Below are 25,562 nucleotides of genomic sequence, written 5' to 3' on the forward strand. Positions count from 1 at the left end.
CGGCTCAGTGCCGGACGACGAGCACCGGGCAGTGGGCGTAGGAGACGCACGCGTGGGAGACCGAGCCCAGGGAGGAGCCGAGCAGCCCGCCGCGGCCGCGCCGGCCGAGCACGAGCAGCTGCGCGGTCTCGCTCTCCGTGATGAGCCGGCCCGCCGGGCGGCCGTGCGTCACCGTGGTGGTCAGGCGGCCGGGGACGTCCTCCCCGAAGACGGCCGCGACCGTGCGCGCAAGGATCCGCTCGTGGTTGGCGCGCAGCGCCTCCTCGTCGACGAGGAGCTCGGCGTCCAGCACGGTGGGGTCCCCCGCGCACGCGATCGCCTCGAGCGGGGCGTCGAGGGCCTCCGCGAGCCTCGCGGCGAGCCGCAGGGCCTCCATCGAGGACTCCGAGCCGTCGATCCCCACGAGGATCCGCTGGTCCGTCGGTGCGTTCATGACCGAACCTCCTTGTCCGGGCCGGCTGCCGGGAGCCGGCCTGTCGGTGCCGCGTGGCCCGCGCCGGGTGGCCGGCGCCGGCCGGTCAGTGCCGGACGACCAGCACCGGGCAGTGGGCGTGGTCGATGCACGCGTTGGAGACGGAGCCCAGGGCCGAGCCCCGCAGGCCTCCGTGGCCGCGGCGCCCGAGCACCAGCATCAGGGCGTTCTCGCTCTCCTCGACCAGGCGGGCCGCGGCCCGTCCGTGGAGCAGCTCGGCGCGCACGTGCTCCGGGGGGTCCGCGCCGAACACGTCGGCGACCGTCGAGCGGAGCAGCTCCACGCTGCCGGCCGGCGGCCGGTCCGGGTCGACGGTCTCCCAGCCCTCGTAGAGGGGCGGCCCCTCCCAGAACATGAGGGCGGTCAGCGGGACGCCCAGGGCGCGGGCGATCCTGTCCCCCGCCCGGAGGGCCTCCTTCGAGGAGTCCGATCCGTCGATGCCGACGAGGATCCGCTGCTGTGACGGTGTCTCCATGGCCGAGCTCCTTCGTTCCGGCGCCCGCGGTCCGTGCCCGGGGCGCGCTCCGGCCGCCAGGAACCTGGCGGACCGCTCAGTGCCGCACCACGAGGACGGGGCACTTGGCGTGGGAGACGAGGGCCGAGGAGACGGAGCCGAGGATCATCCCCAGCACCCCGCCCGTTCCCCGCCGGCCCACCACGAGCATCCGGGCCTCCTCGCTCTCCTCGATGAGCCGGGCGGCGGGCTGGCCGCGCAGGAGCCGGGTGGTCAGGTTCGCCGGGCGCTGCTCCCCGAACACCTCCTCGAGGGTGCTCTCGAACAGCTGCTCGCTGCCGCGGCGGAACTCCTCGGGGTCCACCACGCGGTAGCTCTCGTAGAGCAGCGGGTCCTCCCAGCACATGACGGCCTCGAGCGGTGCGCCCAGGGCCTCGGCGAGCCGCACTCCCTCCCGGAGCGCGGCCTTGGACGACCCGGACCCGTCGACTCCCACGACGATCCGGCCTCCGGACGACGGCTCGCCCATGGTGTTCCCCCTTGTTCCCGGCGGGCCGGCCGGTCCGCCTGTCTCCACGATAGGACCCGGTGAGGTCCGTCACAACGGATCCCCGGTCCCGGGGCCCGCATGACGGCCGACGGGCGGCACCGCCCCGTCCCGCCTGCCGTCGCACGGGCGGCGCGCGGCGTCCTCAGCCGCGGGTGACCTGGATCTTCCGGGTCGCGGGCGGCTCGACGTGCCCGGCGACGGGCACGCGCACCTCCAGCACGCCGTCGCGGTACGCGGCGCTGATGTCCTCGTCCCGGCACCCGGCGGGCAGCGGCAGGGCGCGGGAGAACGAGCCGTAGCGGAACTCCGAGCGGTAACCGCCCTTGTCCTTGTGCTCGGTCCGCTCCCTGCGCTCGGCCCGCAGGTGGAGCACGTCGTCGGCCACCGTGAGCTCCACGTCCTGCTCGGGGTCGATGCCGGGCAGCTCCGCCCGGATCACCACGGTGTCGCCGTCCCGGTACTCCTCCACACGGGGCCAGGAGGCCTCGACGTCCCCCTCCAGGAGGCGTCGGAGGGGCTCGAGCATCTCCAGCCCCTCCCTGCGCATCAATCCGGCCATGACCTGACTCCTTCCCGTGGCACCGGTGCCGCGGCCGTCCGGGACGTCGTCCCGGACGGCCGGCGGGACCGGTGCGGTCCGCCTCGACCCTTCAAGCGTAGACACCGCCGACCGGGCGCGTAAGGGCCGCGGGGTCCGGGACGCATGATGACGGGGGCCCGCTCCACCGGCCCCCGGGGACACTGGATTCGCAGCTGCGACAGGGCGATAATCGGGGCATCCCCACGGGTTCTGTCGCCGTCCGGCGGCCACCCCGGGGACCGGGAGAGAGCGGGGTGTCCGCGGTGGACAACAACGTGATGAAGATCGTCTACACGTTCTTCCTGGGGGCCCTGCTGGCCCTGTTCGTGGGCCTGGGGATCCAGACGTTCTATCCGGGGCCGGAGATGCCGGAGTCGACCGCGGGGATGGAGTTCGTGCCCGAGGGGGGCGCTCCGACCGAGGAGCAGCGCGCGGAGTTGGAGGAGAACGACCGGCAGTGGCGGCAGTGGCAGGAGGAGCAGCAGAGCTACAGCCGCGACGTGGCGGTCGTGGCCCTGGGCGCCTCCGTGGTGCTGCTCGGTCTCAGCCTCGTGCTGGAGAATCGCAACAGGGTGCTGACCAACGGGGTGATGCTGGGCGGGCTGTTCACCCTGATCTACGCCATCGGCCGCAGCTTCGCCTCCAGCGAGACCACCATGACGTTCGTCGCCGTGAGCGTGGGCCTGGCGGTGGTGCTGGTCCTCGGCCACCGGCGCTTCTTCCAGGACCGTCCCCCGGCTGGCGCGCCCGAGGAGGCGCACCGGGAGCAGAGCGGCGTCTGAGCCGCTCCGCCGGGACGCCTCTAGAAGCCCGTCGGCTCGGGCTCCTCGGGCGGGGCCTCGTGGTGCAGGGGCCGCAGGGCGGCGGTCGTCCCGAACCACAGCAGCGCGTCGTAGCGCTCCCCCATGCGGGTGGGGACGTAGTTGCCGGCCTCGCGCCACGGGTGGTACACCACCCCGACGGCCCGGTGGCCGAACCTCCCGGAGAGCCAGGGCCCGGAGCGGTCGCGGCCGAAGACGAGCACCGCGTCCTCCTCCAGCGCCCGGTGCAGGAGGTCCTCGTGGCTGCCGGCACGTGCCTGCGGGACGGCGAGCACCTCCTCGGCCGCGCCCCACGCCTCCGCCGCGACCACCGTGCCGGTCCAGGAGGCGAGGCCGACCAGCACCACCTCGTGCGCGGGGTGGCGCTCGCGCAGCAGCTGACCCACGTTGACCAGCCCGGCGTCGAACATGTCGGTGGCCCGGGCGTCCCCCACGTGGGAGTTGTGCTCCCACACCAGGCCCTTGGCACCGGGCCCGTGGTGGCGGGAGAGCAGGTCCGCGGTGTCCGCCATGTGCTCGTCCCGCACGTTCCAGGACTGCCGGTCGCCGCGCACCATGGTCCGGTAGTAGCGCTCGGCGTCGACCGCCACCATGGCGTTGAGGGCGGCGTCGAACGCGGCGGGGTCCCCGGCCGTCCGGTCCATGGTGCGCCGGCGCACCTCGGCGAGGAGGGCGACGACGTCGGCCTCGCAGCTCTCGGGCACGATCCGCGTCCGCCACGCGTAGCGGTGCGGGTCCTCGTGGAAGGGGACGAAGCACTGCCACGCCTGCAGCGCGGCGGGCAGCGCCTCGGGGGCGCTCGTCCCGAGCCAGCCGATGATCTCCCGCAGCGAGTCCCACAGCGAGTAGACGTCCAGGCCGTAGAAGCCGACCTGCTCGTGGCCGGCCCGGCGGGCGTTCTCCTCCCGGAGCCAGTCGAGGAACTCGGCGACCTCCTCGTTCGCCCACATCCACGTGGGCCAGCGCTCGAAGCCCGCGAGGACGCCGTGGGCGTCGAGGTCCTGGTCCGCCTCGCCGCGCACCCACCGGTCGATCCGCCAGCAGTCCGGCCAGTCCCCCTCGACCCCGATCCAGGTGAAGCCGTGCTCCTCGATGAGCCGGCGGCTGAGCAGGGCCCGCCACCGGTAGTACTCGTGCGTGCCGTGGGACGCCTCCCCCACGCACACGAACCGGGCGCCGGCGCAGCGCTCCACGAGCGGGTCGAGGTCCTGCGCCGTCTCCAGCGGCTGGGCGAGGGAGCGGATCTCCGCGAGGACCCCGGCCTCCCGGGAGGGGCCGCGCCCGAGCGGGCTCACCGGGACGTCCCGTCGCCGTGCTCCCCGGCCGGGGAGAGGTGGCGCAGGAACCAGTCCCGGGCCAGCGCGGCGGCCTCGGCGAGCGTGCCGGGCTCCTCGAAGAGGTGCGTGGCGCCCTCCACCACGGCCAGCCGGGTGGGGCAGCGCATCGACTCCTGCGCCCACCGGTTGAGGCCGAGCACCTCGGAGTCCTCGCTGCCGACGATCAGCAGGGTGGGTGCCTGCACCGAGCGCAGCCGCTCGTCCGCGAGGTCCGGCCGGCCGCCGCGGGAGACCACGGCCGCGATGGACGCGCCGGGCTCGGCAGCGGCCCACAGGGCGGCGCCGGCGCCGGTGCTCGCCCCGAAGTACCCGACCGGGGACGCCGCGGAACCGGGCTGCTCGCGCAGCCACGCCGTGGCCAGGAGCAGCCGCTCGGCGAGCAGGCCGATGTCGAAGACGTTGCCGCGGTCCGTCTCCTCCCCGGGGGTGAGCAGGTCGAGCAGCAGGGTGCCGAGCCCCGCCTGCTGCAGGACGGAGGCCACGTACTGGTTCCGCGGGCTGCGCCGGCTGCTGCCGCTGCCGTGGGCGAAGACCACCACCCCGGCGCCGGGCGCCGGCAGGTGCAGGTGCGCCTCGAGCTGCTCCCTCCCGGCCGGGATGCGCACGTCGGCGTCGACCGGATAGCCGTGCGCGGCCGGCCCCGCCCGGGGCGGCGCGGGCAGCTCCGGCTGGTGGCGGCGCCGGGCGGCGTCCAGCAGGGCCACCACCTCGTCGTCCTCGGTGGCGGAGAAGTCCCGGTAGTGGTAGCCGACGGCCGTGAAGTACGGCGGGGTCGCGAGGCAGATCACCTCGTCCGCCTCCACCACCCGGCCCAGGGCCTCCTGCGGGGCCACCGGGACGGCCAGCACCACGCGCGCGGCGCCCAGCTGGCGGGCGATCCGGCAGGCCACGCGGGCCGTGGAGCCGGTGGCGATGCCGTCGTCGACGACCAGGGCGGTCCGCCCGGTGAGATCGACCCGCTCCCGGCCCTCCCGGAAGCGCGCCGTCCGCGCCTCGAGCACGGCCCGCTCCCGCGCCTCGATCTGCTCGAGCTGCGCGTCCGTCACCCCGAAGTACTGGAGGGTCCGCTCGTCGAGCACGCGGGCGCCCTTCTCCCCGATGGCGCCCATGGCCAGCTCGGGCTGGGAGGGGACCCCCAGTTTCCGCACCACGATGACGTCCAGCGGCGCGTCCAGGATGCGGGCCACCTCGTGGGCCACGGGCACCCCGCCGCGGGGCAGCCCCAGCACCACCACGTCCTGCCCGCGCAGGGACCTCAGCCGCTTCCCCAGCTGCCGCCCGGCCTCGACCCTGTTCTCGAAGACCACCATGGTCCCCACCGCCTCTCCGGCGGGCGCGCGGCCCACCGCCCTCCGGTGCTCGCCCGGCTCCGTTCGCGCCCCCGGGTCCCGTGGGCCGCCGCGGAGGACTCCAGCGTAGGCAGGCGGGGAACACGGTGGAAGGCCCGCGGGCCAGGTGACGGACGTGGACAACGGAGCAGGCCCGCCCCACAATGTGAGCACGCCCCGGCGGCCGGCCGGCCGCGGACCCGGGCGCCCTGGACGGACGTCCCGCACCGGCGGGGGAGACGGAGCACGCCGCATGAAGGACCGCACGCAGGACAGCGCCGAGGACCGCACGGACGGCAGGGTCATGCGGACGGTCTACACGTTCTTCCTGGGGCTGCTGCTGGCCCTGTTCGTGGGTCTCGGCGTCGCCACGGTCCACCCCGGCCCGGAGGAGCCCGCGCCGCCCCCGGCGGTCGCGATGGCGCGGGAGACCCGCGAGCTCGCCCCGGAGGAGCAGCAGCAGTGGGCGGCCTACGAGCGCGAACGGGGGGCGTGGGAGGTCGAGCACATGCGGTACAGCCGCGACGTCGGCGTGATCGCCCTGGTCGCGTCCGTCGTGCTGCTGGGGGCGAGCCTGGCGGTGGAGCGGCGCCGGCCGGTGCTCGCCCACGGCGTGCTGCTCGGCGGTCTGTTCACGCTGCTGCACAGCGTGGTCCGCAGCCTGGTCTCGCAGGACACCGTCGCCTCGTTCGCCGTGGTCACCGTGGCGCTGGCCGTGGTGCTGTACCTCGGCTACCGCCGGTTCGTGGACCGCCCCACCCCGGCCGGTGACCGGTGGGGTCCTCCCCGGCCGGTGGTCAGCGACAACGGGAAGCACCCGTCCCGCCGCTGAGCGCGCCGGGCCGGTGCCGGCCGGTCAGCGGGGCAGCGGCAGCTTCTCGTCGAGCACGGCCCGGACGGCCGCGACGTCGACGTCCGTGACGGAGGCGTGCTCCCAGGCCGGCCGGTTGTCCTTGTCCACGAGGACCGCCCGCACGCCCTCGGCGAAGTCGGGGCGGGCGATCGTGTCCGCGGCGAGGCGCAGCTCCCGCTCGAGGCAGGAGCGCACGCTGTCGTCGGCCGCGCCGCGCTCCAGCAGCTCGAAGGTGCGCACCAGCGAGGAGGGGCTCATCCCCGCGAGGTCCTCCGGCGCGGCGGCGACGATCTGCTCGAGGGTCGGGGCGCCGTAGCGCTCCTCGATCTCCTCCCACCGCGCCACCACGGAGGACGGCTCGGGCTCGCGCGCGAAGCGGGAGAGGGCGTCCTCCGGGCCCTCCTCCACCACGGCCCCGGCGAGGGCCTCGAAGTCCTCGTCCGCCACGAGGACGTCGGCCAGCCCGAGGGCGACGGCGTCCGCGCCGCCGAGCCGCTGCCCGCCGAGGGCGAGCCAGCGGCCCACGGCCAGGCCCGGTTCGCCGCGGTGGTCCGGCCGGGAGACGCGCGGCAGGAACCAGGAGGCGCCGATGTCGGTGAAGAAGCCGATCTTCGTCTCGGGCATCGCCATGACCGTGGAGGGACCCACCACGCGGTGGGAACCGTGCACGGAGATGCCCATGCCGCCGCCCATGCAGATCCCGTTCATGAGCGCCACGTAGGGCTTGGGGTAGTCCGCGATCAGGCAGTCGAGGGCGTACTCGACGGCGAACACCCCCGTGGCCTCCTCCGTCCGCCCGGCGAGCACGGCGTCGCGGACCTCCCGGATGTCGCCGCCGGCGCACCACGCCCGCGGGGAGGCCGAGGTGACGAGCACGTGGCGCACGGCGTCGTCGTCCCGCCACGCGTCGAGCGCGGCCTTGAGGTCCCGGTACATCTGTGCGGTGAGGGCGTTGAGCTGACGGGGCCGGTTGAGCACGATGTGTCCGGTGCCGTTGCGGACCTCGGTCAGGACGTGCTGCGCGGTGCCGGTCGTGGCGGTGTCGGTCATGGCTCCCACCCTGCCACGGGCCGCGCCGTCGTGCCACGGCTCACACGCCGGAGGGCGGCCACTGTCCACGCTGCGCCAGGAGGGAGGCGAGCAGGTCGGCCCGGTCGGTGACGATCCCGTCGACCCCGAGCTCGAGCAGCTCCGCCATCTCGGCCGTCTCGTTGACGGTCCACACGTGCACGTCGATGCCGTGCCGGTGGGCGAAGTCCAGGAAGCGGGGGGTCACGAGCTGGACCTCGGCCCCGCCCCGCACCCGGTACCGGCGGGGGATCTGCACGGTGTCGAACGGCTCGATCCACCGGGCGGCCGCCCGCCGCGCGAGACGCCAGGTGGGCCCGCCCAGCCACGAGCACACGAGCAGCAGGCGCATCCCCTCCTTGCCGGAGGACGTGGGCACGGTCCGGCCGTCCAGCTCGCGGATCCGCCGCAGCGTGCGGCGCCGGCGGCTCTCGGAGAAGGAGGTCACCCGCACCCGGTCCACGGCGCCGAGCTCGTGGAGCAGCGCCGGCAGGGCCGCCACGGACGCCTCGTCCTTGACGTCCACGTTGAACTTCAGCTCGGGGAGCTCCGTCAGCAGGTCGGCGAAGCGGGGGATGCGCCCGACGCCGGCGACGCGCTCGGCCCTGATCTGCGCCCAGGTCAGGGCGGAGACCTTCCCGCTGCCGCCGGTGACGCGGTCGAGGGTCTCGTCGTGGAAGGACAGGACCACCCCGTCGGCCGTCGTGTTGACGTCCGTCTCGATCCACTCGTAGCCGAGGTCCCGGGCCGCCCGGAAGGCGTCGAGGGTGTTCTCGGCACCGTCCCGGCAGAAACCGCGGTGGGCCAGGGCTGCGGGGGCGTCGCGCCGGTGCGCTGGAGGGGTCACCCCCCTATTGTTACCCCGTGGTAGCGGATTGTCCCGCCCATGACGCGCCAGGTCGGCCGCCGCGCAGCAGGGCCTCGATCACCTGGGCCACCCCGTCCTCCTCGAACGGCGGGGCCGTGCGGCCCACGGCCCGCGCGACCGCGGGGTGCCCGCTCGCCATGGCGTAGCCGTGGGCGGCCCACGTGAGCATCTCGAGGTCGTTGGGCATGTCGCCGAAGGCCATCACCTCGTGCGGGCGGATGCCGCGCTCGGCCGCGTACTGCTCGAGGGTGCGCGCCTTGGTGAGCCCCTTCTGCCCCATCTCCACGAGCGGGGCCGCCGCCACGGAGTGCGTCACGGACAGCCGGCCGGCCACGAGCTCGGCGAGCGCCCGGAAGTACTCCTGCGGCTCGGCGGTGTCCAGCTTGGCCAGGAACTTCACCAGCCCCTGGTCCTCCGGCAGCCGGTCCCGCAGCGCCCCGACCAGGGGGGCGCCGACCTCCATCCGGTCGGTCCTGGCCCACCCGTGGTCCGTGAAGACCCCCTCGAGGGTCTCCGCCGCGAACAGCGTGCCGGGGTGCCGGGCCGCGACCTCGTCCATGACCGCGAAGGCGTCCCGGGCCGGGAACAGGCTCGACTCCACGACCAGGTCGGCGCTGAGGTCGTAGACCACCGCCCCGTTCGAGCAGATGACCACGCCCTCGTGGCCGAGCTGCTCGCGCAGCGGGTCGAGCCAGCGCATGGGCCGGCCCGTCACGAACACCACGTGGATGCCGCTGTCCTGGGCGGCGTGGATCGCGTCGACGGTGCGCGGGCGGAAGCGGAAGTCGTGCCCCAGGACGGTGCCGTCGAGGTCGCTGGCGATCATCCGGATCGGCGCCGTCCCGGGGACCTCCGGATCAGGGCTCACGGGTGTTCTGCCACCTAGGCCTCGTGCGTCCCGGTGAGGCAGGCGCGGGCGATCCCGGAGCTGAAGAGCTGGAAGTTGACGACGGCGGGGCTGGCGCTCTCGTCGACGTCGATCTGCTCCTCGCCCACCGCGGTCACGCACACGATGTAGCGGTGCGGCCCGTGGCCGGGGGGCGGGGCGGCGCCCACGTACTCGTCGGTGCCGCCGTCGTTGCGGTGCTTGACCGCCCCGGCCGGAGGGTCGGACGCCGCGCCGCGCGCGAGGGAGGTGACGTCGGCGGGGATGTTGGACAGGCACCAGTGCCAGAAGCCGCTGGGGGTGGGGGCGTCCGGGTCGAAGACCGTGACCACGTAGCTCTTCGTGCCCTCCGGGGCCCCGGACCAGCTCAGCTGCGGGGACACGTCCTGGCCGCCGGCGCCCATGATGCCCGAGAGCTGGGCCGGGGCGAGCGGGCCGCCGTCGGAGATGTCCTCGGAGGTGAGGGTGAAGCTCGGCAGGTCGGGCAGGTCGGCGTACGGGTCGCGCTCGGGCACGGGCTCTCCTTGGACGGGACGGGTGGGGTCGGGGCGGGTCAGGGCGCGGGCAGCTCGTCCTTGCGGGGCAGGTCCGCGCCGGCGCGGGAGACCGTGACGCCGGCCGCCGCGGCGGCGTAGCGCAGCAGCTCGCCGACCTGCTGCTCGTCCAGGTTGTCGATCCGCTCGCGGGCCGGCGCGCCCGTGTAGCCGTGGTCGGTGAGCCAGCCGAGCAGCGCGGCCATGAAGGAGTCCCCGGCCCCCACGGTGTCCACGACCGTGGTGCGGGCGGCGGGCACCTCCACCCCGCGCGGCCCGGTGGCGCGGGTGCGGGCCCAGGGCCCCAGGGGCCCGCGGGTGACGACGACGAGCTCCGCGCCGGCCTTGAGCCAGGCGCCCGCGCTCTCCTCGACGCTGCGGTGGGGGTACAGCCACAGGAGGTCCTCGTCCGAGGCCTTCACGACGTCGGCGAGGGCCACGAGCTGCTCGGCCCGGGCCCGGGCGTCCGAGGAGTCCGGGATGATGGACGGCCGGCAGTTGGGGTCGTAGGAGATCAGGGCCGAGCGGTGGGCCTGCTCCACGGCGTGCAGGACCTTCGAGGCGCCGGGCTCGAGCATCGCCCCGATCGACCCGACGTGCAGCAGGGAGGTGTCCCGGAGCAGCTCGGCCAGCTGCTCGTCCGAGAGGTCCAGGGACCAGTCGAGCTGGAAGTCGTAGGTCGCGGCGCCGTCCTCCCCGATGACGGCCTCGGCCACGGAGGTGGGCCGCGTGTCGGCGTCGAAGGGCAGGAGCACGCCGTTGTCCCGCAGGTGCGCCTCGACCTGCGTGCCGTACTCGTCCTCGCCGTAGCGGCCGAGGAACTGGACCTCGTGGCCGAGCCGGGCCAGGCCCACGGCCACGTTCATGGGGCTTCCCCCGGCGTGCGCGCGGGGCTCCTGGCCGCGCTTCGAGACCACGTCCACGAGCGCCTCACCGATGACCGTCAGCATGCTCTCACGGTAGCACCCGCCGGCCCCGCCGCCCCCGGCACCGGACCGGCCCGCCGGGCCCGTAACGGGAGCCCTTCCCGCCCCCGGTGCCCCTAGAATGGAGGGCGGCGTCCTGCGCGAACCGCAGCGGCGCGCACCCGACCGCGCAACGAGGCGCGGCACGTCACGGCCGGACACGATGACGTCCCCGGCCGAGGAAGAGAGTCATTCTTGAGCACTCCTGAAAGCTGGGCCGACCGCGAGTCGCTCGCCGAGGGCATCGTCCCCCTGGTCGGACGCCTGCACCGTGAGAACAAGGTCGTGCCGACGGTCTACGGCCGCTCCCTGGTGCACAAGTCCGTCACCCAGATCATCAAGGCGCACCGCTTCGCCCGCCGGATCGACGGCGAGGAGCTGCCCCTCGAGGACACGACCCGCCTGCTCGAGGCCATGTCCGGGCTGAACCTCGGCACCTGCGCGGTGGACCTCGGCAAGCTCAACCGGCTCGCCCAGGAGTCGGACCAGGACCTCGAGTCGTTCCTGCGCGAGGAGCTCGCCCCCGTGGTGGACCGCAGGGCCCAGAACTCCCCGGAGTCCCAGGACGTGGTGCTCTACGGGTTCGGCCGCATCGGCCGCCTGCTCGCCCGCATCCTCATCAACCGCAACGACGGCACCGGCCTGAACCTGCGCGCCGTCGTGGTGCGCAAGAAGCCGGGCAACGACCTGGTCAAGCGCGCCTCCCTCCTGCGCCGCGACTCGGTGCACGGGAAGTTCGACGGGACCATCCACGTCGACGAGGAGAACGACGTCATCACGGCCAACGGGGTGGCCATCAAGTTCATCTACGCGAACGACCCCACCGAGATCGACTACACCGCCTATGGGATCGACAACGCGATCGTCGTGGACAACACGGGCGTGTGGCGCGACGAGGCCGGGCTCTCGAAGCACCTGCAGGCCAAGGGCGTGGCCAAGGTGCTGCTCACCGCACCGGGCAAGGGCGACCTGAAGAACATCGTGTGCGGGGTCAACGACGACGTCATCACCGCGGAGGACACCATCCTGTCCGCCGCGTCCTGCACCACCAACGCGATCACCCCGGTCGTGAAGGTCCTGCACGACAAGTACGGCATCGCGCAGGGCCACGTGGAGACGGTCCACTCCTACACCAACGACCAGAACCTCATCGACAACTGGCACAAGGGCGACCGCCGGGGCCGCTCCGCCGCCCTCAACATGGTCATCACCGAGACCGGCGCCGCGAAGGCCGTGGCCAAGGCCCTGCCGGAGATGGCCGGCAAGCTGACGGGCAACGCGATCCGCGTCCCCACCCCGGACGTGTCCATGGCCATCCTCAACCTGCAGCTCGAGCAGGCCCCGGAGTCCGAGGACGCGGTCAACCAGTACCTGAAGGACATCTCGCTGAACTCGTCCCTGCGCAAGCAGATCGACTACACCGACTCCCCCGAGATCGTGTCCACCGACTTCGTGGGCTCCCGCCGCGCGGGCGTCGTCGACGGTCTCGCGACGATCGTCAACGGGAGCTCGCTGGTGCTCTACGTCTGGTACGACAACGAGTTCGGCTACTCCTGCCAGGTCGTGCGGGTGCTCGCCCGGATGGCGGACATCGCGATGCCGCAGTTCCCGGCCGAGCGGGTCGCGGTCGGCACGGCGTCGATCCCCGGCTGAGCCGCCCCTCGCCGGCAGCGAACCGTCCGCGCCGAGGGGTCGCCACCGAACGGAACGACCGACTCGCACCGTTCAGTGGCGACCCCTCGCGCAGCAGGTCGAGCAGACGGCGCCCCTCGAACGGCGGCGCGGCGGGTCAGGCGGTGTAGAAGGCCCCCGCGACCGCCCCGAGGGCCGCGACGTCGTCCACGTGGCACAGCTCCCGGGCCGAATGCATCGACAGCAGGCCGATGCCGACGTCGATCGTGCGCACCCCCAGCCGGGCCGCGGTGATGGGCCCGATCGTGGACCCGCACGGCACCCGGTTGTTGGAGACGAACTCCTGGTAGCCCACACCGGCGCGCGCGCAGGCCTCGGCCCAGATCCCGGCGCCCACGGCGTCCGTGGCGTAGTGCTGGTCCGCATTGATCTTCAGCAGCGGCCCCGCCCCCGGCACCGGCTGGTTCACGGGGTCGTGGTGGCCCTGGTAGTTGGGGTGCACCAGGTGCCCGGCGTCGGCGGACAGGCACACGGACCCGGCCAGGGAGCGCCGGTGCTCGGCGGCGGAGCGGCCCAGGCCCTCACCGATGCGCACCAGCACGTCCTCGAGGAACGGTCCCGCGGCGCCGGAGCGGGTGCGGGAGCCGATCTCCTCGTGGTCGAACGCGGCGAGCACCGCGATGTGCCGGCCCTGCTCGACCGCCTCGGCCTCGCGGGCGAGCGCGCTCAGCCCGGCGTGCACGGAGGACAGGTTGTCCAGCCGCCCGGAGGCGAACAGCGTCCCGCCCTGCCCGAACACGGCGGGGGGCTGGGCGTCCGCCAGCACCACGTCGTAGCCGACGATGCGGGCCGGGTCCACGGGCCCGCCGTCCGCGTGCTCGGCCAGCAGCGCGAGGACGTCCGCGTCCTCCGGCTGCCCCACTCCCCAGATCGGCTGCACGTGCTGCTGGCGGTCGAGCTGCAGGCCCTTGTTGGCCTCGCGGTCCAGGTGGATGGCGAGCTGCGGGATGCGGGCCACGGGGCCGGTGGCGGTCAGGTGCTCCACCGGGGCGCCGTCCGTCCCGCGGACCACGAGCCGGCCCGCCAGGCGCAGCTCGCGGTCCAGCCACGAGTTCAGCAGCGCCCCGCCGTAGGTCTCGACCCCGGCCTGGTGCCAGGTGTGGGCCGTGGTGGTGGGCCTCGGCTTGAGCTTGAAGCCCGGCGAGTCGGTGTGCGCGCCGAGGATCCGGAACCCCGCCGCGGGCGGGACCTCCGCCGGGGTGGCCCACGCGATGACAGCCCCGTCGCGGAGCACGTAGCGCCGCCCGCGGACGCCGGTCCGGGCCCAGTCCTCCGTCTCGTCGAGGCGGACGAAGCCCACCTCCTCCAGCCGGGCGGCGGCGGCGTGCGCGGCGTGGAAGGAGCTCGGCGACTCCATCACGTAGCGGCCGAGGTCCTCGACGGCGGACCGGGGGTCGACTGTGGTGCGGGGTTCCATGCCGTCAGTCTACGAAAGGTGCTGGGGCGCTCGCCCGGGCGCCTGTCCCGCCCAGTGGCCGGGACAGGCGGGCGGGCCGGGGCACACCCAGGCTCCGGGCCCACGGCCCTCCCCACCGGGTCCGGGGCCGGCCGCGAGGAGGAGGGCCGGCCCCGGCGGGTGCACGGTCCGGGTCACCTCCACGCCGCGCCGGCGCGCACCGCGGACCACGAGCCACGCGAAGAGCAGCTGCAGGCCCGCCGAGAGGGCGAGGGCCACCCAGGACGACTCCTCGGCGTCCGGGTCGGCCAGGCCGAGCGCGCCGAAGAGCGTGGCGATGACGTTGTTGACCACGTGCAGGGCGATCGCCGCCTCGAGCCCGCCGGTGCGCCAGGTCAGCCAGCCGGCGACGACCGCCATGACCGCGACCGCCAGCAGCCCCCAGGCGTCGTACAGGTGCCCGAACGTGAACAGGGGCACCGGCAGCAGGATCGCGAACACGGGCCGGCGCAGCCACCGTCCCACGGTCTGCAGCAGGTAGCCCCGGAAGACGAGCTCCTCCGCCGCGCACTGCAGCGGGACCACCAGCACGATCATGGCGATCAGCCACCAGAAGCCCTCCACCGGCTGCGGGGCGGTCAGCGAGCCGAGCAGCGCGTACTCCACGAGGAGGGCGGCCGCCTGGCCCACCGCGTAGACGGCAAGGGCCACGAGGAGGCACCGGCCGAGGAGGCCCCAGCGCAGCCGTCCCGTCACGGACAGCAGCAGCCCGAGGGGGCGGGGGCCCGTGATGGCCCGGGCCGCGAGGAGCGCCGGGATCATGAGGACCAGGGAGAAGAACAGCATGAAGAAGATCGCCGGGTCCATCATGTCCAGCTCCGTGCCCCCGAGGAAGACCTCGTCCAGGGCCTCCTCGCCGCGCACGGCCACGAGCCCCACGGCCCACACGATGCCGAACACGATGGCCAGCACCCCGTAGAAGGCGCCGAAGAGCAGCAGCTCCACGAGCGGCTTCCACCACCGGTGGTCGGGGTCGGCGTGGCCGAGCCGGTGGTACGGCAGGAGCCGGGGCCCGGGGCCCGAGGGGTCGTCGTCGAGGGATCCCTGCCTCCAGGGGGCGGCGCGCGTGGTCATGCCTCCCACGGTATCCGCAGCCGGTCCCTTCCGGACACGCGACAGTTCGGGGGCGCCCCGTCGTGGCGCCCGCCGGTCAGGGCAGGTCGCTGCGGTAGCGCAGGCCCATCTGCCGGCGCGCGTCGTCGAGCAGCTCCAGCACCAGCACGGTGTCCGCGAGCGGCATGCGCGGGCTCTCGGTCAGGCCGGCCTGGAGGCACCGGTTCACCTCCCGCAGCTCGTGGGCGAAGCCGTGCCCGGCGGCCCGGAAGCGCTCGGTCCGCGGCGCGGCTCCCCCGGACCGGACCACGAGCTCACCGGGGTGGTAGAGGGGCGCCCCGGTGCGCAGCCAGCCGTCCGTCCCGCTGATGGTCACCGTGCCCGGGCAGTCCGTCTCGATGGACGTGGTGAGGTGGGCGTGCGCCCCGTCCGCCCAGGTGAGGGTCAGGCCGTTGTGCAGGTCCACGCCGTCCTCGTGGAGGACGCCGTGGGCCGTGAGGCCGGCCGGTGCGCCGAGCGCCGCGAGCGCCCAGGTGAGCGGGTACACGGCGAGGTCCAGCAGGGCCCCTCCGCCCGCCGCGGGATCCCAGAGCCGGGACCCGGGGTCGTACGGAACCGGGGCGCCGAGGTCCGCCTGGAGCCAGCGGACCCGGCCGATCTCGCCGGAACGGACGATGTCGAGGGCGCGCCCGAAGCTCGGCAGGAAGCGCGTCCACACCGCCTCCATGAGGAACAGCCCGCGCGCCCGGGCGAGCTCCCGCAGCTCCCCCGCCTCCCGGGCGTTCATGGTCAGCGGCTTCTCGCAGAGCACGTGCTTGCCGGCCTCGAGGGCCGCGCGGGCCACCGCGTGGTGCTGGGCGTGGGGCGTGGCGACGTAGACGACCTCCACGGCGGGGTCCGCGACGAGGCGCTCCCAGCCGGTGGTGCCGTCGTGGTCGTGGTGGCTCCGGGCCGCGCCGAAGCGCTCGGCGAACGCCTCGGCGGAGGACCGGGAGCGGGAGCTGACGGCCGAGAGCACGGCGTCGTCGAGCAGCGCCAGGTCCTGGACCACGCGGCCGGCGATCGACCCGGTGGCGACGACGCCCCAGTGCATGGGACGGCCGGTCGCCGTCGCGGGGTCGTCGCCCGCCACCGGGGCGGGGAGGGCTGGAGGGTGCATGGTGGCCTTTCGGGGAGGATCCGGGGACGCCGACGACGGCGCCGGGGCGTCGCCCGGCTCGGGGCGGGAAGGACTAGACGGAGTCCCGGAGCACGAGCGAGGTCGACATGATGGTCACCCGGTCCGTCGGCCGGCCCTCGATCATGTCGACGAGGGTCTCGGCCATCTTCCGGCCGAGCTCGACGATCGGGTGGTTCACCGTGGTCAGCGCCGGGGTCACCGACGTCGCGAAGGAGTCGTCGTCGAAGCCCACCACGGCGATGTCCTCCGGGATGCGCAGGCCGCGGCCCTGGATCACGGTGTACGCCCCGGCCGCCATCTGGTCGTTCGCGGCGAACACGGCGTCGACCGGCCGGCCGCGGTCCAGCAGCCGCTGCATGGCCCGGGCCCCCGAGGCGAGCGTGAAGTCGCCCACCTCCACCAGCTGGTCGTCCAGCCCGGCCTCCCGCACCGCGGTCCGCCAGCCCGCCAGCCGGTCGATGCCCGGGGGCATGTCCTGCGGCCCGGCGATGGTCGCGATGCTCCGCCGCCCGCTCGCGGTGAGCAGCCGGGTGGCGCTGCAGGCAGCGGCCTCGTTCTCGACCTCCACGTAGTAGGCGTCCTCGGCGCCGACGAGCGGGCGACCCGCGAACACCATGGGCAGCGACCCCGAGAGGTGGGTCCACGAGTGGTCGCCGCTGTGGTGCGAGACCACCAGGGCACCGTCCACGTTGCCGCCGAGCAGGAAGCTGCGGGTCTTCTCGGGCTTCGCCTCGGACGCGATGACCATGTTCAGGGTGAAGTCGGTGTCCGTCAGGTACATCGCGATGCCCTGGACCACGGTCGTGAAGAACGGGTCCGCGAACACCCTGGACGTGGACTCCGGGATGATCAGGGCGACCGAGTTGGCCCGTCGCTTCGCCAGCGAACGCGCCGCCCGGTTCGGGGTGTAGTCGAGGGCCTCGATGGCCTTCCGCACCGACTGCGCCAGCTCGGGGTCGACGCTGGGCGAGTCGTTCACCACCCGGGACACGGTCGCCCGCGAGACCCCGGCCAGCGCGGCCACCATCTCGAGCGTCGGCACGGGCCGGGGGCCGCCTGCGCGCTGCGTCATGATCATCTCCGGTGCTCTCGGCGGGTGGGCTGGCATCAATGCTAGGCGCCCGTGGACGGGGCCACCGGCGTGCGGTCCGCGGCGGCGGCGATGACCCCGGCGTAGGCGCGACCGCTGTCCTTGACCGTGCGCTCGAACGTCCCGTAGTCCACCCGGACCACGCCGAAGCGCTTGCCGTAGCCCCACGACCACTCGAAGTTGTCCAGCAGCGACCACACGAAGTAGCCGCGGACGTCCGCGCCCTGGTCGATGGCCTCCCCCACGGCCGCGATGTGGCCGAGGACGAACTCGGTGCGCTCCGTGTCGTGGACGGCGCCGTCGTCGCTGACGACGTCGTCGTAGGCGGCGCCGTTCTCGGTGACGTACAGGGGCGGGAGCGCGGGGTACTCCTCGCCCAGGCGCACCAGGAGCTTCCGCAGCCCGTCCGGGTTCACCTCCCAGTCCATCGCCGTGCGCGGCAGGCCGCGGCTCGGGAACGCGATGTCCTCGGAGCCGATCCAGCACGAGGACGTGGGGCGGCTGGCGCCGCCGGAGTGGCCGTCGCCGCCGGAGGACTCCGGGTGCCCGCTGATGAGGTCGTCGTGGTAGTGGTTCACGCCGAGGAAGTCGAGGGGCGCCCCGATGGTCGCGAGGTCACCGTCCCGGACGAGATCGCGGAGGCCGAACCGGTCCAGGTCCGCGAGGGTGTCCTCGGGGTACGCGCCGCGCAGGATGGGGTCCAGGAAGAGGCGGTTCTGCAGGGAGTCGAACCGCCGGGCCGCGTCGAGGTCCACCGGGTCCGAGGGGTCTCGGGGGATCGAGTTGCTGAGGTTGAGGGTGATGCCCAGGTGCTCGGCACCGCGGGACCGCAGGTGCTCGACCGCGAGGCCGTGGGCCAGGTGCTGGTGGTGCACGGCGGCGACGGCGGCCCGGGGGTCCTGCCGGCCGGGCGCGTGGACCCCGGCCGCGTAGCCGAGCAGCGACGAGCAGAAGGGCTCGTTGAACGTGGTCCAGTGCCGCACCCGGTCGCCGAGCACCGAGTGCACGTCGTCGGCGTACTCGACGAAACGGTGCGCGGTGTCCCGGTGGGCCCACCCGCCCTTCTCCTCGAGCGCCTGCGGCAGGTCCCAGTGGTACAGGGTCAGCCAGGGCAGGATGCCGGCCTCGAGCAGCTCGTCGACCAGGCGGGAGTAGAAGTCCAGGCCCTCGGGGTTCGGGGCCCGGTCACCGGGACGCACCCGCGCCCAGCTCGTGGAGAAGCGGTAGGAGCCGAGCCCGAGCTCCTTCATGATCCGCACGTCCTCGGGCATCCGGTGGTAGTGCTGCACGGCGTCCTCCAGGGTGTCGCCGTTGGCCACGGCGCCCGGCAGACGGGCGAAGGCGTCCCAGACGGAGTCCTCCTTGCCGCCCTCGTGCCCGGCGCCCTCCACCTGGGCCGCGGCGGTGGCCGAGCCCCAGAGGAAGCCCTCGGGCCAGCTGCGGTGGTGCACGGCTGCGTCTTCTGCGTTGTTCGGCATTAGCCCTTCACTGCTCCTTGCATGATTCCGGAAATGAGTTGTCTGCCCGCGACGGCGAAGAGCGCCAGGAGGGGAAGCGTGGCCATGACGGCGCCGGCGAGGACGATCGAGTAGTCCACGTAGCGGGCCGACTGCAGCTGGCTCAGCGCCGTCTGCAGGGTGGGGTTGCTCGCGTCGAGGACGAGCAGCGGCCACAGGAAGTCGGTCCACGCCGTCATGAAGGTGAACAGGCCGAGGATGGCCATGGCCGGGCGGGCCGCGGGGAGCGCGACGTGCCAGAAGGTGGAGATCATCGACGCCCCGTCCATCCGGGCCGACTCGATGAGCTCGTCGGGGATGACGTCCACGAGGTACTGGCGCATGAAGAACACGCCGAACGCCGTGACGAGGGTGGGCACGACGACCGCCCCGATCTCGCCGGTCCAGCCGAGCTCGCGCATGAGCATGAACAGCGGGATGATGCCGAGCTGCGTGGGGATGGCCATGGTCGCGACGACCGCGACCATGAGGCCGTCGCGCCCCTTGAACCGCAGCTTGGCGAACGCGTACCCGGCGAGGGTGGAGAACGTGACCACCGAGACGGTGATGATCCCCGAGATGAGCACGCTGTTGCCGAGGGCCAGCCAGAAGGGGATGGTGTCGAAGACCTCGCCCACGTTCGTCCAGAAGTTGCCGCCCGGCAGCAGCGGCGGCCAGGTGCGCCCGAGGGCCTCGTTGGAGCGGCTGCCGATGATCACCGACCACCACAGCGGATAGGCGCTGGCCAGGAAGAACGCGGACAGCAGGCCGTAGGTGAGGAAGCCGGGGCGGTGCCCGTCCCCGAAGATCCGCCGGCGCACGGGCACCGCCCGCGGCCGCCGCGTCCTGGTCCTCGTGGGTGCGCCGGTGACGGTCATCGTGTCCTCCTCGTGGTCGTCGGTGCTGCGGCCGCCCGTGGCGCGCCGGTGCCGGTGTTCGCCGCCGCGTCGGGGACGACGGCGTCCACCGCACGCGGCCTCCGCCGCCGACCGGCCCCGCGCCCGGTCCTGCGCGGCGGCCTCCCCCCGTCGGACGCCGTCGCGATGCGGCGCGAGACCAGGTAGTTGACCAGGCCGAAGAGCAGGATGAGGAGGAATAGCAGCCAGGCGATGGTCGCGGCCTTGCCGAAGTTCTGCCGCTGGAAGGCCATCTCCCAGAGGTAGAGGACCGTGGTCTGGAACTGGCGCTGCGTGCCGCCCGCGGCCACGGGGTCGAAGAGCCTCGGCTCCGTGAAGATCTGGAGGCCGCCGATGGTGGTCGTGATGACCACGAACACCATCGTGGGACGGATGCTCGGCAGGGTGATGCTGAAGAACCGGCGGAGAGGGCCCGCGCCGTCGATCGCGCCGGCGTCGTACAGGTCACGGGGCACCGCCTGCATCGCCGCGAGCAGGATCAGCGCGTTGTAGCCGGTCCAGCGCCAGTTGACCATGGCGGCGATGGCGATGTGGCTGGGCAGCGTCTCGTTCTTCCACAGGATCGGGTCGACCCCGAAGCTGCCGAGGATGTTGTTGATGAGCCCGTACTGCTCGCCGAACATGTTCGTGAAGATCATGGCCACGGCCACCGGGGTGACCACGTAGGGCAGCAGCACGCTCATCTGCCACAGCGTCCTGGCGCGCAGGTTCTGGTCCAGGACCGCCGCGATCAGCACCGCGGCCGCCAGCTGCGGGATGCTCGAGAGCAGGAAGATGCTCACCGTGTTGAACAGCGAGTTCCAGAAGAACCGGTCCCGCAGCACCTCGGTGAAGTTGCCCAGCCCCACGAACTCGCCCCGGCCGGTGAGCAGGTGCCAGTCGAAGAGCGAGACGAAGAACGTGTACCCGAGCGGGAAGAGCCCCACCACTCCGAAGAGGACGAAGAAGGGCGCGATGTACAGGTAGGGGGAGGCTTTCAGGTCCAGGACGATGAGCCGCTGTCTGCGGGTCGGCCTGGGCGGACTCGGCGCCGGCGCGGCGGGCGCCGCGGCGGCGGGGCGGTGGGCTGTCGTGGTCATGAGGGTCTCGCGCTTCCGTGAGGGGGCCTCCGGCGGATTCCGGAGGCCCCGTGGCCGGGTCCTGCTAGTTGTTGACGACCAGGTCGTCGAGAAGCGCGAGGGCCTCGTCCCAGGCCTCGTCGGCCGTGGCGGTCCCGGCGTCGAGGCGCTTCAGCGGCGGCAGGAAGACGTTCTCCTGGATCACGGAGTCGTGCGGGCCCTTGAACTGGGCGACGACCCCCTCGGCGCGGGACGCGAGGATCACCCCGGTGGGTGCGTCGTTGAACACGGGGTTCGGTTCGGCGTCCTCGACCAGCTTCTCCTGGGCCTCGATGGTGCTGGGGAAGTTGTTCGCCTTGGCCGACTGCTTGACCTGCTGCTCGGGCGCGGTGAGCCAGGCCGCGAGCTTCGCCGCCTCCTCCGGGTGCTCGGAGGTCTCCGGGACGGAGAGGAACGCGCCGTCCCAGTTGGAGGCGCCGCCCGGGAAGACGTCGGCGAAGTCCCACCCGCTGCCCTCGCCGCCGCCGGCGGACTCGAGCTGGCCCTCGATGGTGCCGAGCATCCAGCCGGGGCAGACGAAGGTCGCGAAGGAGCCGTCCACGAAGGCCTGGCCGTTGCCCCAGTCGAACTGGGTCTGGTTGGCGGAGAGGCCGTCCAGCGTGCCCGCGGCGAGCAGGTCGAAGCGCTCGCGCAGCTGCTCGTTGCCCTCCACGTTCAGCTCGCCGTCGGCGGTGTAGTAGCCCTCGTCGAGCTGGTTGACCATCGAGTTCCACACGAAGCCGGACTGGTCGTACCAGGCCTTGCCCGTGGTCTCCTGGTACTCGCGGCCGAGCTCGAAGTAGGTCTCCCAGGTGGCGTCGTCGCCGCCGAAGAGCTCCGCGACCTCCTCGCGGTCGCTGGGCAGACCGGCCTCCTCGAAGAGCTTTCCGTTGTAGCAGAGGCCCTGGGGGCCGATGTCGGTGCCGTACCCGATGACGCGGCCCTCCGGGTCGGTCCCCTGCTCGAACTTCCACGGCACCCAGTTGTCCTTGATGTCGGCCGCGCCGTGCTCGTTGAGGTCCACGAACTGGTCGGAGACCTCCATGATCGAGCCGAGCCAGCCCTCCTCGATGGCGGTGACGTCGCTGAGCCCGGACCCGGCGGCGATCTTGGTGAAGGCGTCCGTGCGCGCGTTCGAGCCGCGGTCGATGTTCGTGGCCTTGATGGTCACGCCCGGGTTCAGCTCCTCGTACTCGCCGTAGAGGTCGTCGTAGCCGAAGGTCCCGAAGGTGGTGACGGTGAGCTCGACGGGGTTGTCGGCGCTGGCCGGCTCGCCTCCGCCCCCGCCGCACCCCGTGGCGACGGCTGCCAGTGCCGCCGCACCCGCCAGGGCTGTCGTTCGCTTGAGTCGCGTGTGTCCCACGGTCACTTCTTGTGTGAAGGGCTGGAGAGGAGCTGCTCTCGAGAGAGCGCTCTCTCTGCTGTGCCTCGACTGTATGTGCCGTGGCTCACACCGTCAAGAGAGCGCTCTCTCAGATCTCGGAGAAGTCGCTCCGCGTCGTGCGGCGAGGACGGGACGGGACGGGCCCGTCCGCGACGCGTCAGCGGGCGTAGCGGTCCACGAAGGCGGCGAGGATCTTCTCGGGCTCGGTCACGGGCGGCCCCGTGCGGATCCGGTCCTTGACGTCCTCGGCCTCGGCCGGCGGGAAGTACCCGTGCTCCTTGTACGCCTCGATCCGGCGGAGCAGGGCGGGGGCGTCGAGCTCGGGATGGAACTGGGTCGCGTAGAGGTTCTGCTTGATCCGGAACATCTGGACGGGGCAGTCCGCGCCGGTCGCGAGCAGGACGGCTGCGGGCGCCAGGGTGCGCGTGCCCTCCTTGTGCCCCACGAACCCGTGGAACGCCGGCGGGAACTCCCGGAGCAGCGGGTCCCGCAGCCCCTCCTCGGTCAGGGTGACCTCGATGACGCCGATCTCCTCGCCGCGGGTGCGGTCCACGATCCCGCCCTGGTGCGTACCGAGGGTGCCGACGCCGTAGCAGGCGCCGAGGAACGGGAAGTCCCGGGCGACGACCTCGTCGAGCAGGTCCCGCATCTCGGACTCGGCCCGCCGCTGCACCTCCGACTTCTGCTGCGGCGGGTCGGAGGAGTTGAACGGGGACCCGCCGATGACGACCCCGGAGTAGCGCTCGAGGTCGATCGGCGGCATGGGCCCGGCCTCCAGCCGGACCCGGTGGAGGTGGCTCTCCTGCAGGCCGCTGAAGCGGCAGATGGTCTCGTACTCCTCGTCCGCGACGTCGTCCTCGGCGCGGGTGGCGAGCAGCAGGAAGGGCTTCATGACCCCATCGTAGCCAGCGGCGGGGCGCTCCCCCGCCCGCTCAGGGGACCAGGCGCTCCCGGTGCGCATAGGCGTTGAAGGAGGTGCCGCGGCTGAAGCCGAGCAGGGTGACCCCCGTCTGCTCCGCGAGGTCCACGGCGAGTGCCGAGGGCGCCGAGACGGCCGCGAGCGCCGGGACGCCGGCCATGTACGCCTTCTGCACCAGCTCGAACGAGGCGCGGCCCGAGACCTGGAGCACGGTGGAGCCCAGAGGCAGGAGATTCTCGCGCAGGGCCCAGCCCACCACCTTGTCCACGGCGTTGTGCCGCCCCACGTCCTCGCGCACGCACAGCAGCTCGGGCTCGCCGGCACCGTCGCCGTCGGGGCCGTCCGGGAAGCGGAAGAGCCCCGCGGCGTGGACGCCGCCGGTCGTGGCGAACAGCTTCTGCCCGGTGCGCAGCCGGTCCGGCAGGGCGAGCAGCGCGGGCACGGGGAGCCCGGTCCGGTCCGCGGCGGGGTCGAACGAGGAGACCTTGGTGACGGCCTCGATGGACGCCGTGCCGCAGACCCCGCACGACGACGACGTGTAGACGTGCCGCTCCATGGAGGTGTCCGGCAGGGCGACCCCCGGCGCGAGCCGCACCTCCACCACGTTGTAGGTCCGCTGCCCGTCCGGGCCGACGCCGCTGCGGTAGTCCATCTGCACGATCTCGGCCGGCGCGCGCACCACGCCCTCGGAGACGAGGAACCCGGCCACGAGGTCGAAGTCGTGACCCGGGGTGCGCATCGTGACGGTGAACGGCCTGCCGTCGAGCCGGATCTCCAGGGGCTCCTCACCGGCCAGGGTGTCCGCGCGTCCGGTCCCGCCGCCGTCGGCGGTGTACCGGTGCACGCGGCGCCGCTGGGAAGCTCGGGTCATGGCGGTCCTCCGGTCCCGGCTCCACCGGGTGGGAGCCCTCCCCCGGCATCCTATGGGCGCGGCCCGCGGGGGCCGAAGCGGCGGCATTACCGAGCAGTAACGTCGGGCGAAGTGGGGACAGGCATGTTCTGTTCTTATTCATAGACTTTTGTCTAGAGTTGACGTGTCAAGGGAATTCGGCGGCAGGGCTGCCGGCGGATCCCCCGGGCGATCCACTGCGGTTCCACGGGCCGGCGCGCCGAGGCGCGGCCGTCGCAGCGGGCACCCCGTCCCCCGTGATCCGGGGGGACCGGGTGCACGCCGCCTCCGCGGACACCCCACCGGATGCCCGGCACCACACGCGCACCGATCCAGCGCGGCCTCTCCTCTCACCCCTCTCTCGCTCGAAGGCGGAACCATGAACACTGCAGCGCAGACCCCCCTGTCCGAGTCCACCGCGAAGGCCGGCCGGAACCGGCGCGCCGGCAAGGCCGTCCTGGCCGGCGCCGTGGCCGTCGGCCTCCTCGCCGCCGGCGGCGGCACCTTCTCCAAGTGGTCCGACGACAAGGACATCTTCGCCGCCGGCACCTCGGTGTCCACCGGCAAGCTCCAGCTCGGCAAGATCACCACGACCCAGTGGTCCGATCAGCACGGCGTGCTCGAGGACTTCGGTTCCTTCGAAATGGTCCCCGGCGACTCGCTGTCCTACACCGTCGGCAGCTCCGTGGTCGCCGAGGGCAAGAACGTCACCGGCACCCTCTCCGTGGACACCTCCGAGCTGCCGACCGGCATCCAGCAGATGCTGGCCCACGGCGCCCTGGGCTACGACGCCACGATCACGGGTCTGGCCGACCAGGACACGGACGGCGACGGCAAGTACCGGGTCACGCCGGCGGACAACGGTCAGCCGATCACAGTGACGGCGAAAATCACCTGGCCGGAGCAGCTCACTAACGGGCAGACGATGCAGGACGAGAACTTCGCCCTGGACGCCATGAAGCTCACGCTCGTGCAGAACGTGTGACGCGGGGCCGACCGGCCCCACGGCACCCCGGTGTAGCGACGATGTCGCACCGGGGTGCCCCGCCCCCGTCTCGCTCCGTCTCACCCCCAGAGGCCCCCATGACGCGCACTCCCCGCTTCCGCCCCTCGACCGCCGGCCGCGCCCTCGCCGCCGCCGCGGCCGCGCTCCTGGCGCTGACCCTGCTGGGCAACAGCCTCGGAACGGCCGCCCGGTGGTCCGACACGGCACCGCTCGAGACGCAGGCCGTCACCACCGGCACCCTCGACGTGGCGCTGGAGCCCGCGCGGGCGACCCTCCACCGCACCGACGTCGATCCCACGACCGGTGCCCTCCGGCGCGGAACCACCGACCTCACCGGAGCGGCGGACGCCCTGTCCGCGCTGGCCCCCGGCGACACGGTCGTCGTCACGACCCGCGCGGTCCTCGACGTCGAGGGCGCGAACCTCGCCGCGACCCTCACGGTCGATCCCGGCGTGCCGGCCGGCGGCGCGGTCGTCCCCCGCGTCGAGCTCGTGCCGGTCTCCGGCGCGCCGCCGCAGCCCGGGCCGTCCTCCTGGACGGTGACCTCGGCCCACGACGGCGCGGTCTACGACGTCACCGTCTCCTACGAGGTGTCCCCGGACCCCGCCGCCCAGGGCACGACCGTCACGCCGGGCCCGCTCACGGTCGCCCTCACCCAGCACTGACCC

26 protein-coding genes are annotated in these 25,562 nt (G+C 73.4%); 5 read left to right on the forward strand and 21 right to left on the reverse strand.

The window, feature by feature from the left end; translation table 11 throughout:
* Window positions 1-4: 4 nt before the first annotated feature.
* From E7Z53_RS13055 to E7Z53_RS13070, 4 genes are all read right to left on the reverse strand, one after another.
* Entirely contained in the window at window positions 5-433 is a 429-nt protein-coding gene (locus tag E7Z53_RS13055) for a universal stress protein (protein WP_017832080.1), read from the reverse strand.
* A gap of 85 nt (window positions 434-518) precedes the next feature.
* On the reverse strand, window positions 519-947 hold the full coding sequence (locus tag E7Z53_RS13060) for a universal stress protein (protein WP_017832081.1): 429 nt from the start codon (window positions 945-947) through the stop codon (window positions 519-521).
* A 76-nt stretch (window positions 948-1,023) separates the two neighbouring features.
* On the reverse strand, window positions 1,024-1,455 hold the full coding sequence (locus E7Z53_RS13065) for a universal stress protein (RefSeq protein WP_035925940.1): 432 nt from the start codon (window positions 1,453-1,455) through the stop codon (window positions 1,024-1,026).
* A gap of 163 nt (window positions 1,456-1,618) precedes the next feature.
* On the reverse strand, window positions 1,619-2,035 hold the full coding sequence (locus tag E7Z53_RS13070; protein WP_031282283.1) for an Hsp20/alpha crystallin family protein: 417 nt from the start codon (window positions 2,033-2,035) through the stop codon (window positions 1,619-1,621).
* 284 nt (window positions 2,036-2,319) lie between these two features.
* Here E7Z53_RS13070 and E7Z53_RS13075 point away from each other — a divergent pair, with 284 nt between their 5' ends.
* Window positions 2,320-2,838 carry a hypothetical protein gene (locus E7Z53_RS13075; protein ID WP_176337936.1) on the forward strand — a complete coding sequence of 173 codons (519 nt, stop codon included), beginning with the start codon at window positions 2,320-2,322 and terminating at the stop codon, window positions 2,836-2,838.
* Window positions 2,839-2,858: 20 nt separating this feature from the next.
* Here the strand turns inward: E7Z53_RS13075 and E7Z53_RS13080 are convergent, their stop codons facing one another.
* Window positions 2,859-4,172 carry an erythromycin esterase family protein gene (locus tag E7Z53_RS13080; protein WP_176337937.1) on the reverse strand — a complete coding sequence of 438 codons (1,314 nt, stop codon included), beginning with the start codon at window positions 4,170-4,172 and terminating at the stop codon, window positions 2,859-2,861.
* Window positions 4,169-5,524 (reverse strand): phosphoribosyltransferase, encoded by a 1,356-nt coding sequence (locus E7Z53_RS13085; RefSeq protein ID WP_176337979.1) that lies wholly within the window; start codon window positions 5,522-5,524, stop codon window positions 4,169-4,171. Before E7Z53_RS13085 ends, E7Z53_RS13080 begins: the two co-directional genes overlap by 4 nt.
* A 271-nt stretch (window positions 5,525-5,795) precedes the next feature.
* Here E7Z53_RS13085 and E7Z53_RS13090 point away from each other — a divergent pair, with 271 nt between their 5' ends.
* A complete protein-coding gene (locus tag E7Z53_RS13090) occupies window positions 5,796-6,374 on the forward strand; it encodes a hypothetical protein (protein WP_035925937.1) in 579 nt (192 codons plus the stop codon).
* Window positions 6,375-6,398: 24 nt separating this feature from the next.
* Here E7Z53_RS13090 and E7Z53_RS13095 read toward each other — a convergent pair whose 3' ends face one another.
* From E7Z53_RS13095 to E7Z53_RS13115, 5 genes are read right to left on the reverse strand one after another with little or no spacing between them, the layout of a single operon-like run.
* A complete protein-coding gene (locus tag E7Z53_RS13095) occupies window positions 6,399-7,445 on the reverse strand; it encodes an enoyl-CoA hydratase/isomerase family protein (RefSeq protein ID WP_035925933.1) in 1,047 nt (348 codons plus the stop codon).
* Between the two features lie 40 nt (window positions 7,446-7,485).
* Window positions 7,486-8,310, reverse strand: coding sequence for a glycerophosphodiester phosphodiesterase family protein (locus E7Z53_RS13100; protein ID WP_035925932.1), 825 nt, complete (start codon window positions 8,308-8,310; stop codon window positions 7,486-7,488).
* Window positions 8,311-8,320: 10 nt separating this feature from the next.
* Window positions 8,321-9,199, reverse strand: coding sequence for an HAD family hydrolase (locus tag E7Z53_RS13105; protein WP_242630419.1), 879 nt, complete (start codon window positions 9,197-9,199; stop codon window positions 8,321-8,323).
* Window positions 9,200-9,213: 14 nt separating this feature from the next.
* Window positions 9,214-9,732 (reverse strand): YbhB/YbcL family Raf kinase inhibitor-like protein, encoded by a 519-nt coding sequence (locus E7Z53_RS13110; protein WP_035925930.1) that lies wholly within the window; start codon window positions 9,730-9,732, stop codon window positions 9,214-9,216.
* A gap of 38 nt (window positions 9,733-9,770) precedes the next feature.
* Window positions 9,771-10,700 carry a carbohydrate kinase family protein gene (locus tag E7Z53_RS13115; protein WP_035925929.1) on the reverse strand — a complete coding sequence of 310 codons (930 nt, stop codon included), beginning with the start codon at window positions 10,698-10,700 and terminating at the stop codon, window positions 9,771-9,773.
* 210 nt (window positions 10,701-10,910) lie between these two features.
* Here E7Z53_RS13115 and E7Z53_RS13120 point away from each other — a divergent pair, with 210 nt between their 5' ends.
* Complete coding sequence (locus tag E7Z53_RS13120) at window positions 10,911-12,368, forward strand: glyceraldehyde-3-phosphate dehydrogenase (protein WP_126346537.1); 1,458 nt, start codon at window positions 10,911-10,913, stop codon at window positions 12,366-12,368.
* A 136-nt stretch (window positions 12,369-12,504) separates the two neighbouring features.
* Here the strand turns inward: E7Z53_RS13120 and E7Z53_RS13125 are convergent, their stop codons facing one another.
* From E7Z53_RS13125 to fdhD, 10 genes are all read right to left on the reverse strand, one after another.
* Window positions 12,505-13,824, reverse strand: coding sequence for a M18 family aminopeptidase (locus E7Z53_RS13125; RefSeq protein WP_176337938.1), 1,320 nt, complete (start codon window positions 13,822-13,824; stop codon window positions 12,505-12,507).
* 9 nt (window positions 13,825-13,833) lie between these two features.
* Window positions 13,834-14,937, reverse strand: a complete 1,104-nt coding sequence (locus E7Z53_RS13130) for a CPBP family intramembrane glutamic endopeptidase (RefSeq protein WP_095651046.1) — start codon at window positions 14,935-14,937, stop codon at window positions 13,834-13,836.
* A gap of 76 nt (window positions 14,938-15,013) precedes the next feature.
* Window positions 15,014-16,075: a Gfo/Idh/MocA family protein gene (locus tag E7Z53_RS13135; RefSeq protein ID WP_217905755.1), complete on the reverse strand. Its 1,062-nt coding sequence runs from the start codon at window positions 16,073-16,075 to the stop codon at window positions 15,014-15,016.
* A gap of 73 nt (window positions 16,076-16,148) precedes the next feature.
* The gene (locus E7Z53_RS13140) at window positions 16,149-17,168 is read right to left on the reverse strand and encodes a LacI family DNA-binding transcriptional regulator (protein WP_176337939.1); all 1,020 of its coding nucleotides are present in this window, start codon (window positions 17,166-17,168) and stop codon (window positions 16,149-16,151) included.
* A gap of 41 nt (window positions 17,169-17,209) precedes the next feature.
* Window positions 17,210-18,664 (reverse strand): GH1 family beta-glucosidase, encoded by a 1,455-nt coding sequence (locus E7Z53_RS13145; protein WP_095651043.1) that lies wholly within the window; start codon window positions 18,662-18,664, stop codon window positions 17,210-17,212.
* Window positions 18,664-19,560: a carbohydrate ABC transporter permease gene (locus E7Z53_RS13150; protein ID WP_017832099.1), complete on the reverse strand. Its 897-nt coding sequence runs from the start codon at window positions 19,558-19,560 to the stop codon at window positions 18,664-18,666. Before E7Z53_RS13150 ends, E7Z53_RS13145 begins: the two co-directional genes overlap by 1 nt.
* Entirely contained in the window at window positions 19,557-20,678 is a 1,122-nt protein-coding gene (locus E7Z53_RS13155; protein ID WP_017832100.1) for a carbohydrate ABC transporter permease, read from the reverse strand. Before E7Z53_RS13155 ends, E7Z53_RS13150 begins: the two co-directional genes overlap by 4 nt.
* 64 nt (window positions 20,679-20,742) lie before the next feature.
* Window positions 20,743-22,059, reverse strand: coding sequence for an ABC transporter substrate-binding protein (locus E7Z53_RS13160; protein WP_176337940.1), 1,317 nt, complete (start codon window positions 22,057-22,059; stop codon window positions 20,743-20,745).
* A 178-nt stretch (window positions 22,060-22,237) separates the two neighbouring features.
* Entirely contained in the window at window positions 22,238-22,972 is a 735-nt protein-coding gene (locus E7Z53_RS13165; RefSeq protein WP_109222247.1) for a glutamine amidotransferase, read from the reverse strand.
* Window positions 22,973-23,012: 40 nt separating this feature from the next.
* Complete coding sequence (fdhD, locus tag E7Z53_RS13170; RefSeq protein ID WP_109268616.1) at window positions 23,013-23,870, reverse strand: formate dehydrogenase accessory sulfurtransferase FdhD; 858 nt, start codon at window positions 23,868-23,870, stop codon at window positions 23,013-23,015.
* Between the two features lie 397 nt (window positions 23,871-24,267).
* Here fdhD and E7Z53_RS13175 point away from each other — a divergent pair, with 397 nt between their 5' ends.
* Window positions 24,268-24,873: an alternate-type signal peptide domain-containing protein gene (locus tag E7Z53_RS13175; RefSeq protein ID WP_035925899.1), complete on the forward strand. Its 606-nt coding sequence runs from the start codon at window positions 24,268-24,270 to the stop codon at window positions 24,871-24,873.
* A 98-nt stretch (window positions 24,874-24,971) separates the two neighbouring features.
* Window positions 24,972-25,559: a hypothetical protein gene (locus tag E7Z53_RS13180; protein ID WP_176337941.1), complete on the forward strand. Its 588-nt coding sequence runs from the start codon at window positions 24,972-24,974 to the stop codon at window positions 25,557-25,559.
* Window positions 25,560-25,562: the final 3 nt, after the last annotated feature.

This window comes from Kocuria salina, from assembly GCF_013368965.1.
Taxonomy (GTDB): domain Bacteria; phylum Actinomycetota; class Actinomycetes; order Actinomycetales; family Micrococcaceae; genus Kocuria; species Kocuria rosea.

Coding starts and splice junctions, on each gene's coding strand:
- E7Z53_RS13180 (WP_176337941.1), top strand. CDS start 24,972: ATGACGCGCACTCCCCGCTTCCGCCCCTCGACCGCCGGCCGCGCCCTC.
- E7Z53_RS13055 (WP_017832080.1), bottom strand. CDS start 433: ATGAACGCACCGACGGACCAGCGGATCCTCGTGGGGATCGACGGCTCG.
- E7Z53_RS13085 (WP_176337979.1), bottom strand. CDS start 5,524: ATGGTGGTCTTCGAGAACAGGGTCGAGGCCGGGCGGCAGCTGGGGAAG.
- E7Z53_RS13155 (WP_017832100.1), bottom strand. CDS start 20,678: ATGACCACGACAGCCCACCGCCCCGCCGCCGCGGCGCCCGCCGCGCCG.
- E7Z53_RS13150 (WP_017832099.1), bottom strand. CDS start 19,560: ATGACCGTCACCGGCGCACCCACGAGGACCAGGACGCGGCGGCCGCGG.
- E7Z53_RS13140 (WP_176337939.1), bottom strand. CDS start 17,168: ATGACGCAGCGCGCAGGCGGCCCCCGGCCCGTGCCGACGCTCGAGATG.
- E7Z53_RS13115 (WP_035925929.1), bottom strand. CDS start 10,700: ATGCTGACGGTCATCGGTGAGGCGCTCGTGGACGTGGTCTCGAAGCGC.
- E7Z53_RS13125 (WP_176337938.1), bottom strand. CDS start 13,824: ATGGAACCCCGCACCACAGTCGACCCCCGGTCCGCCGTCGAGGACCTC.
- E7Z53_RS13175 (WP_035925899.1), top strand. CDS start 24,268: ATGAACACTGCAGCGCAGACCCCCCTGTCCGAGTCCACCGCGAAGGCC.
- E7Z53_RS13130 (WP_095651046.1), bottom strand. CDS start 14,937: ATGACCACGCGCGCCGCCCCCTGGAGGCAGGGATCCCTCGACGACGAC.
- E7Z53_RS13065 (WP_035925940.1), bottom strand. CDS start 1,455: ATGGGCGAGCCGTCGTCCGGAGGCCGGATCGTCGTGGGAGTCGACGGG.
- E7Z53_RS13165 (WP_109222247.1), bottom strand. CDS start 22,972: ATGAAGCCCTTCCTGCTGCTCGCCACCCGCGCCGAGGACGACGTCGCG.
- E7Z53_RS13060 (WP_017832081.1), bottom strand. CDS start 947: ATGGAGACACCGTCACAGCAGCGGATCCTCGTCGGCATCGACGGATCG.
- E7Z53_RS13070 (WP_031282283.1), bottom strand. CDS start 2,035: ATGGCCGGATTGATGCGCAGGGAGGGGCTGGAGATGCTCGAGCCCCTC.
- E7Z53_RS13135 (WP_217905755.1), bottom strand. CDS start 16,075: ATGCACCCTCCAGCCCTCCCCGCCCCGGTGGCGGGCGACGACCCCGCG.
- fdhD (WP_109268616.1), bottom strand. CDS start 23,870: ATGACCCGAGCTTCCCAGCGGCGCCGCGTGCACCGGTACACCGCCGAC.
- E7Z53_RS13095 (WP_035925933.1), bottom strand. CDS start 7,445: ATGACCGACACCGCCACGACCGGCACCGCGCAGCACGTCCTGACCGAG.
- E7Z53_RS13090 (WP_035925937.1), top strand. CDS start 5,796: ATGAAGGACCGCACGCAGGACAGCGCCGAGGACCGCACGGACGGCAGG.
- E7Z53_RS13145 (WP_095651043.1), bottom strand. CDS start 18,664: ATGCCGAACAACGCAGAAGACGCAGCCGTGCACCACCGCAGCTGGCCC.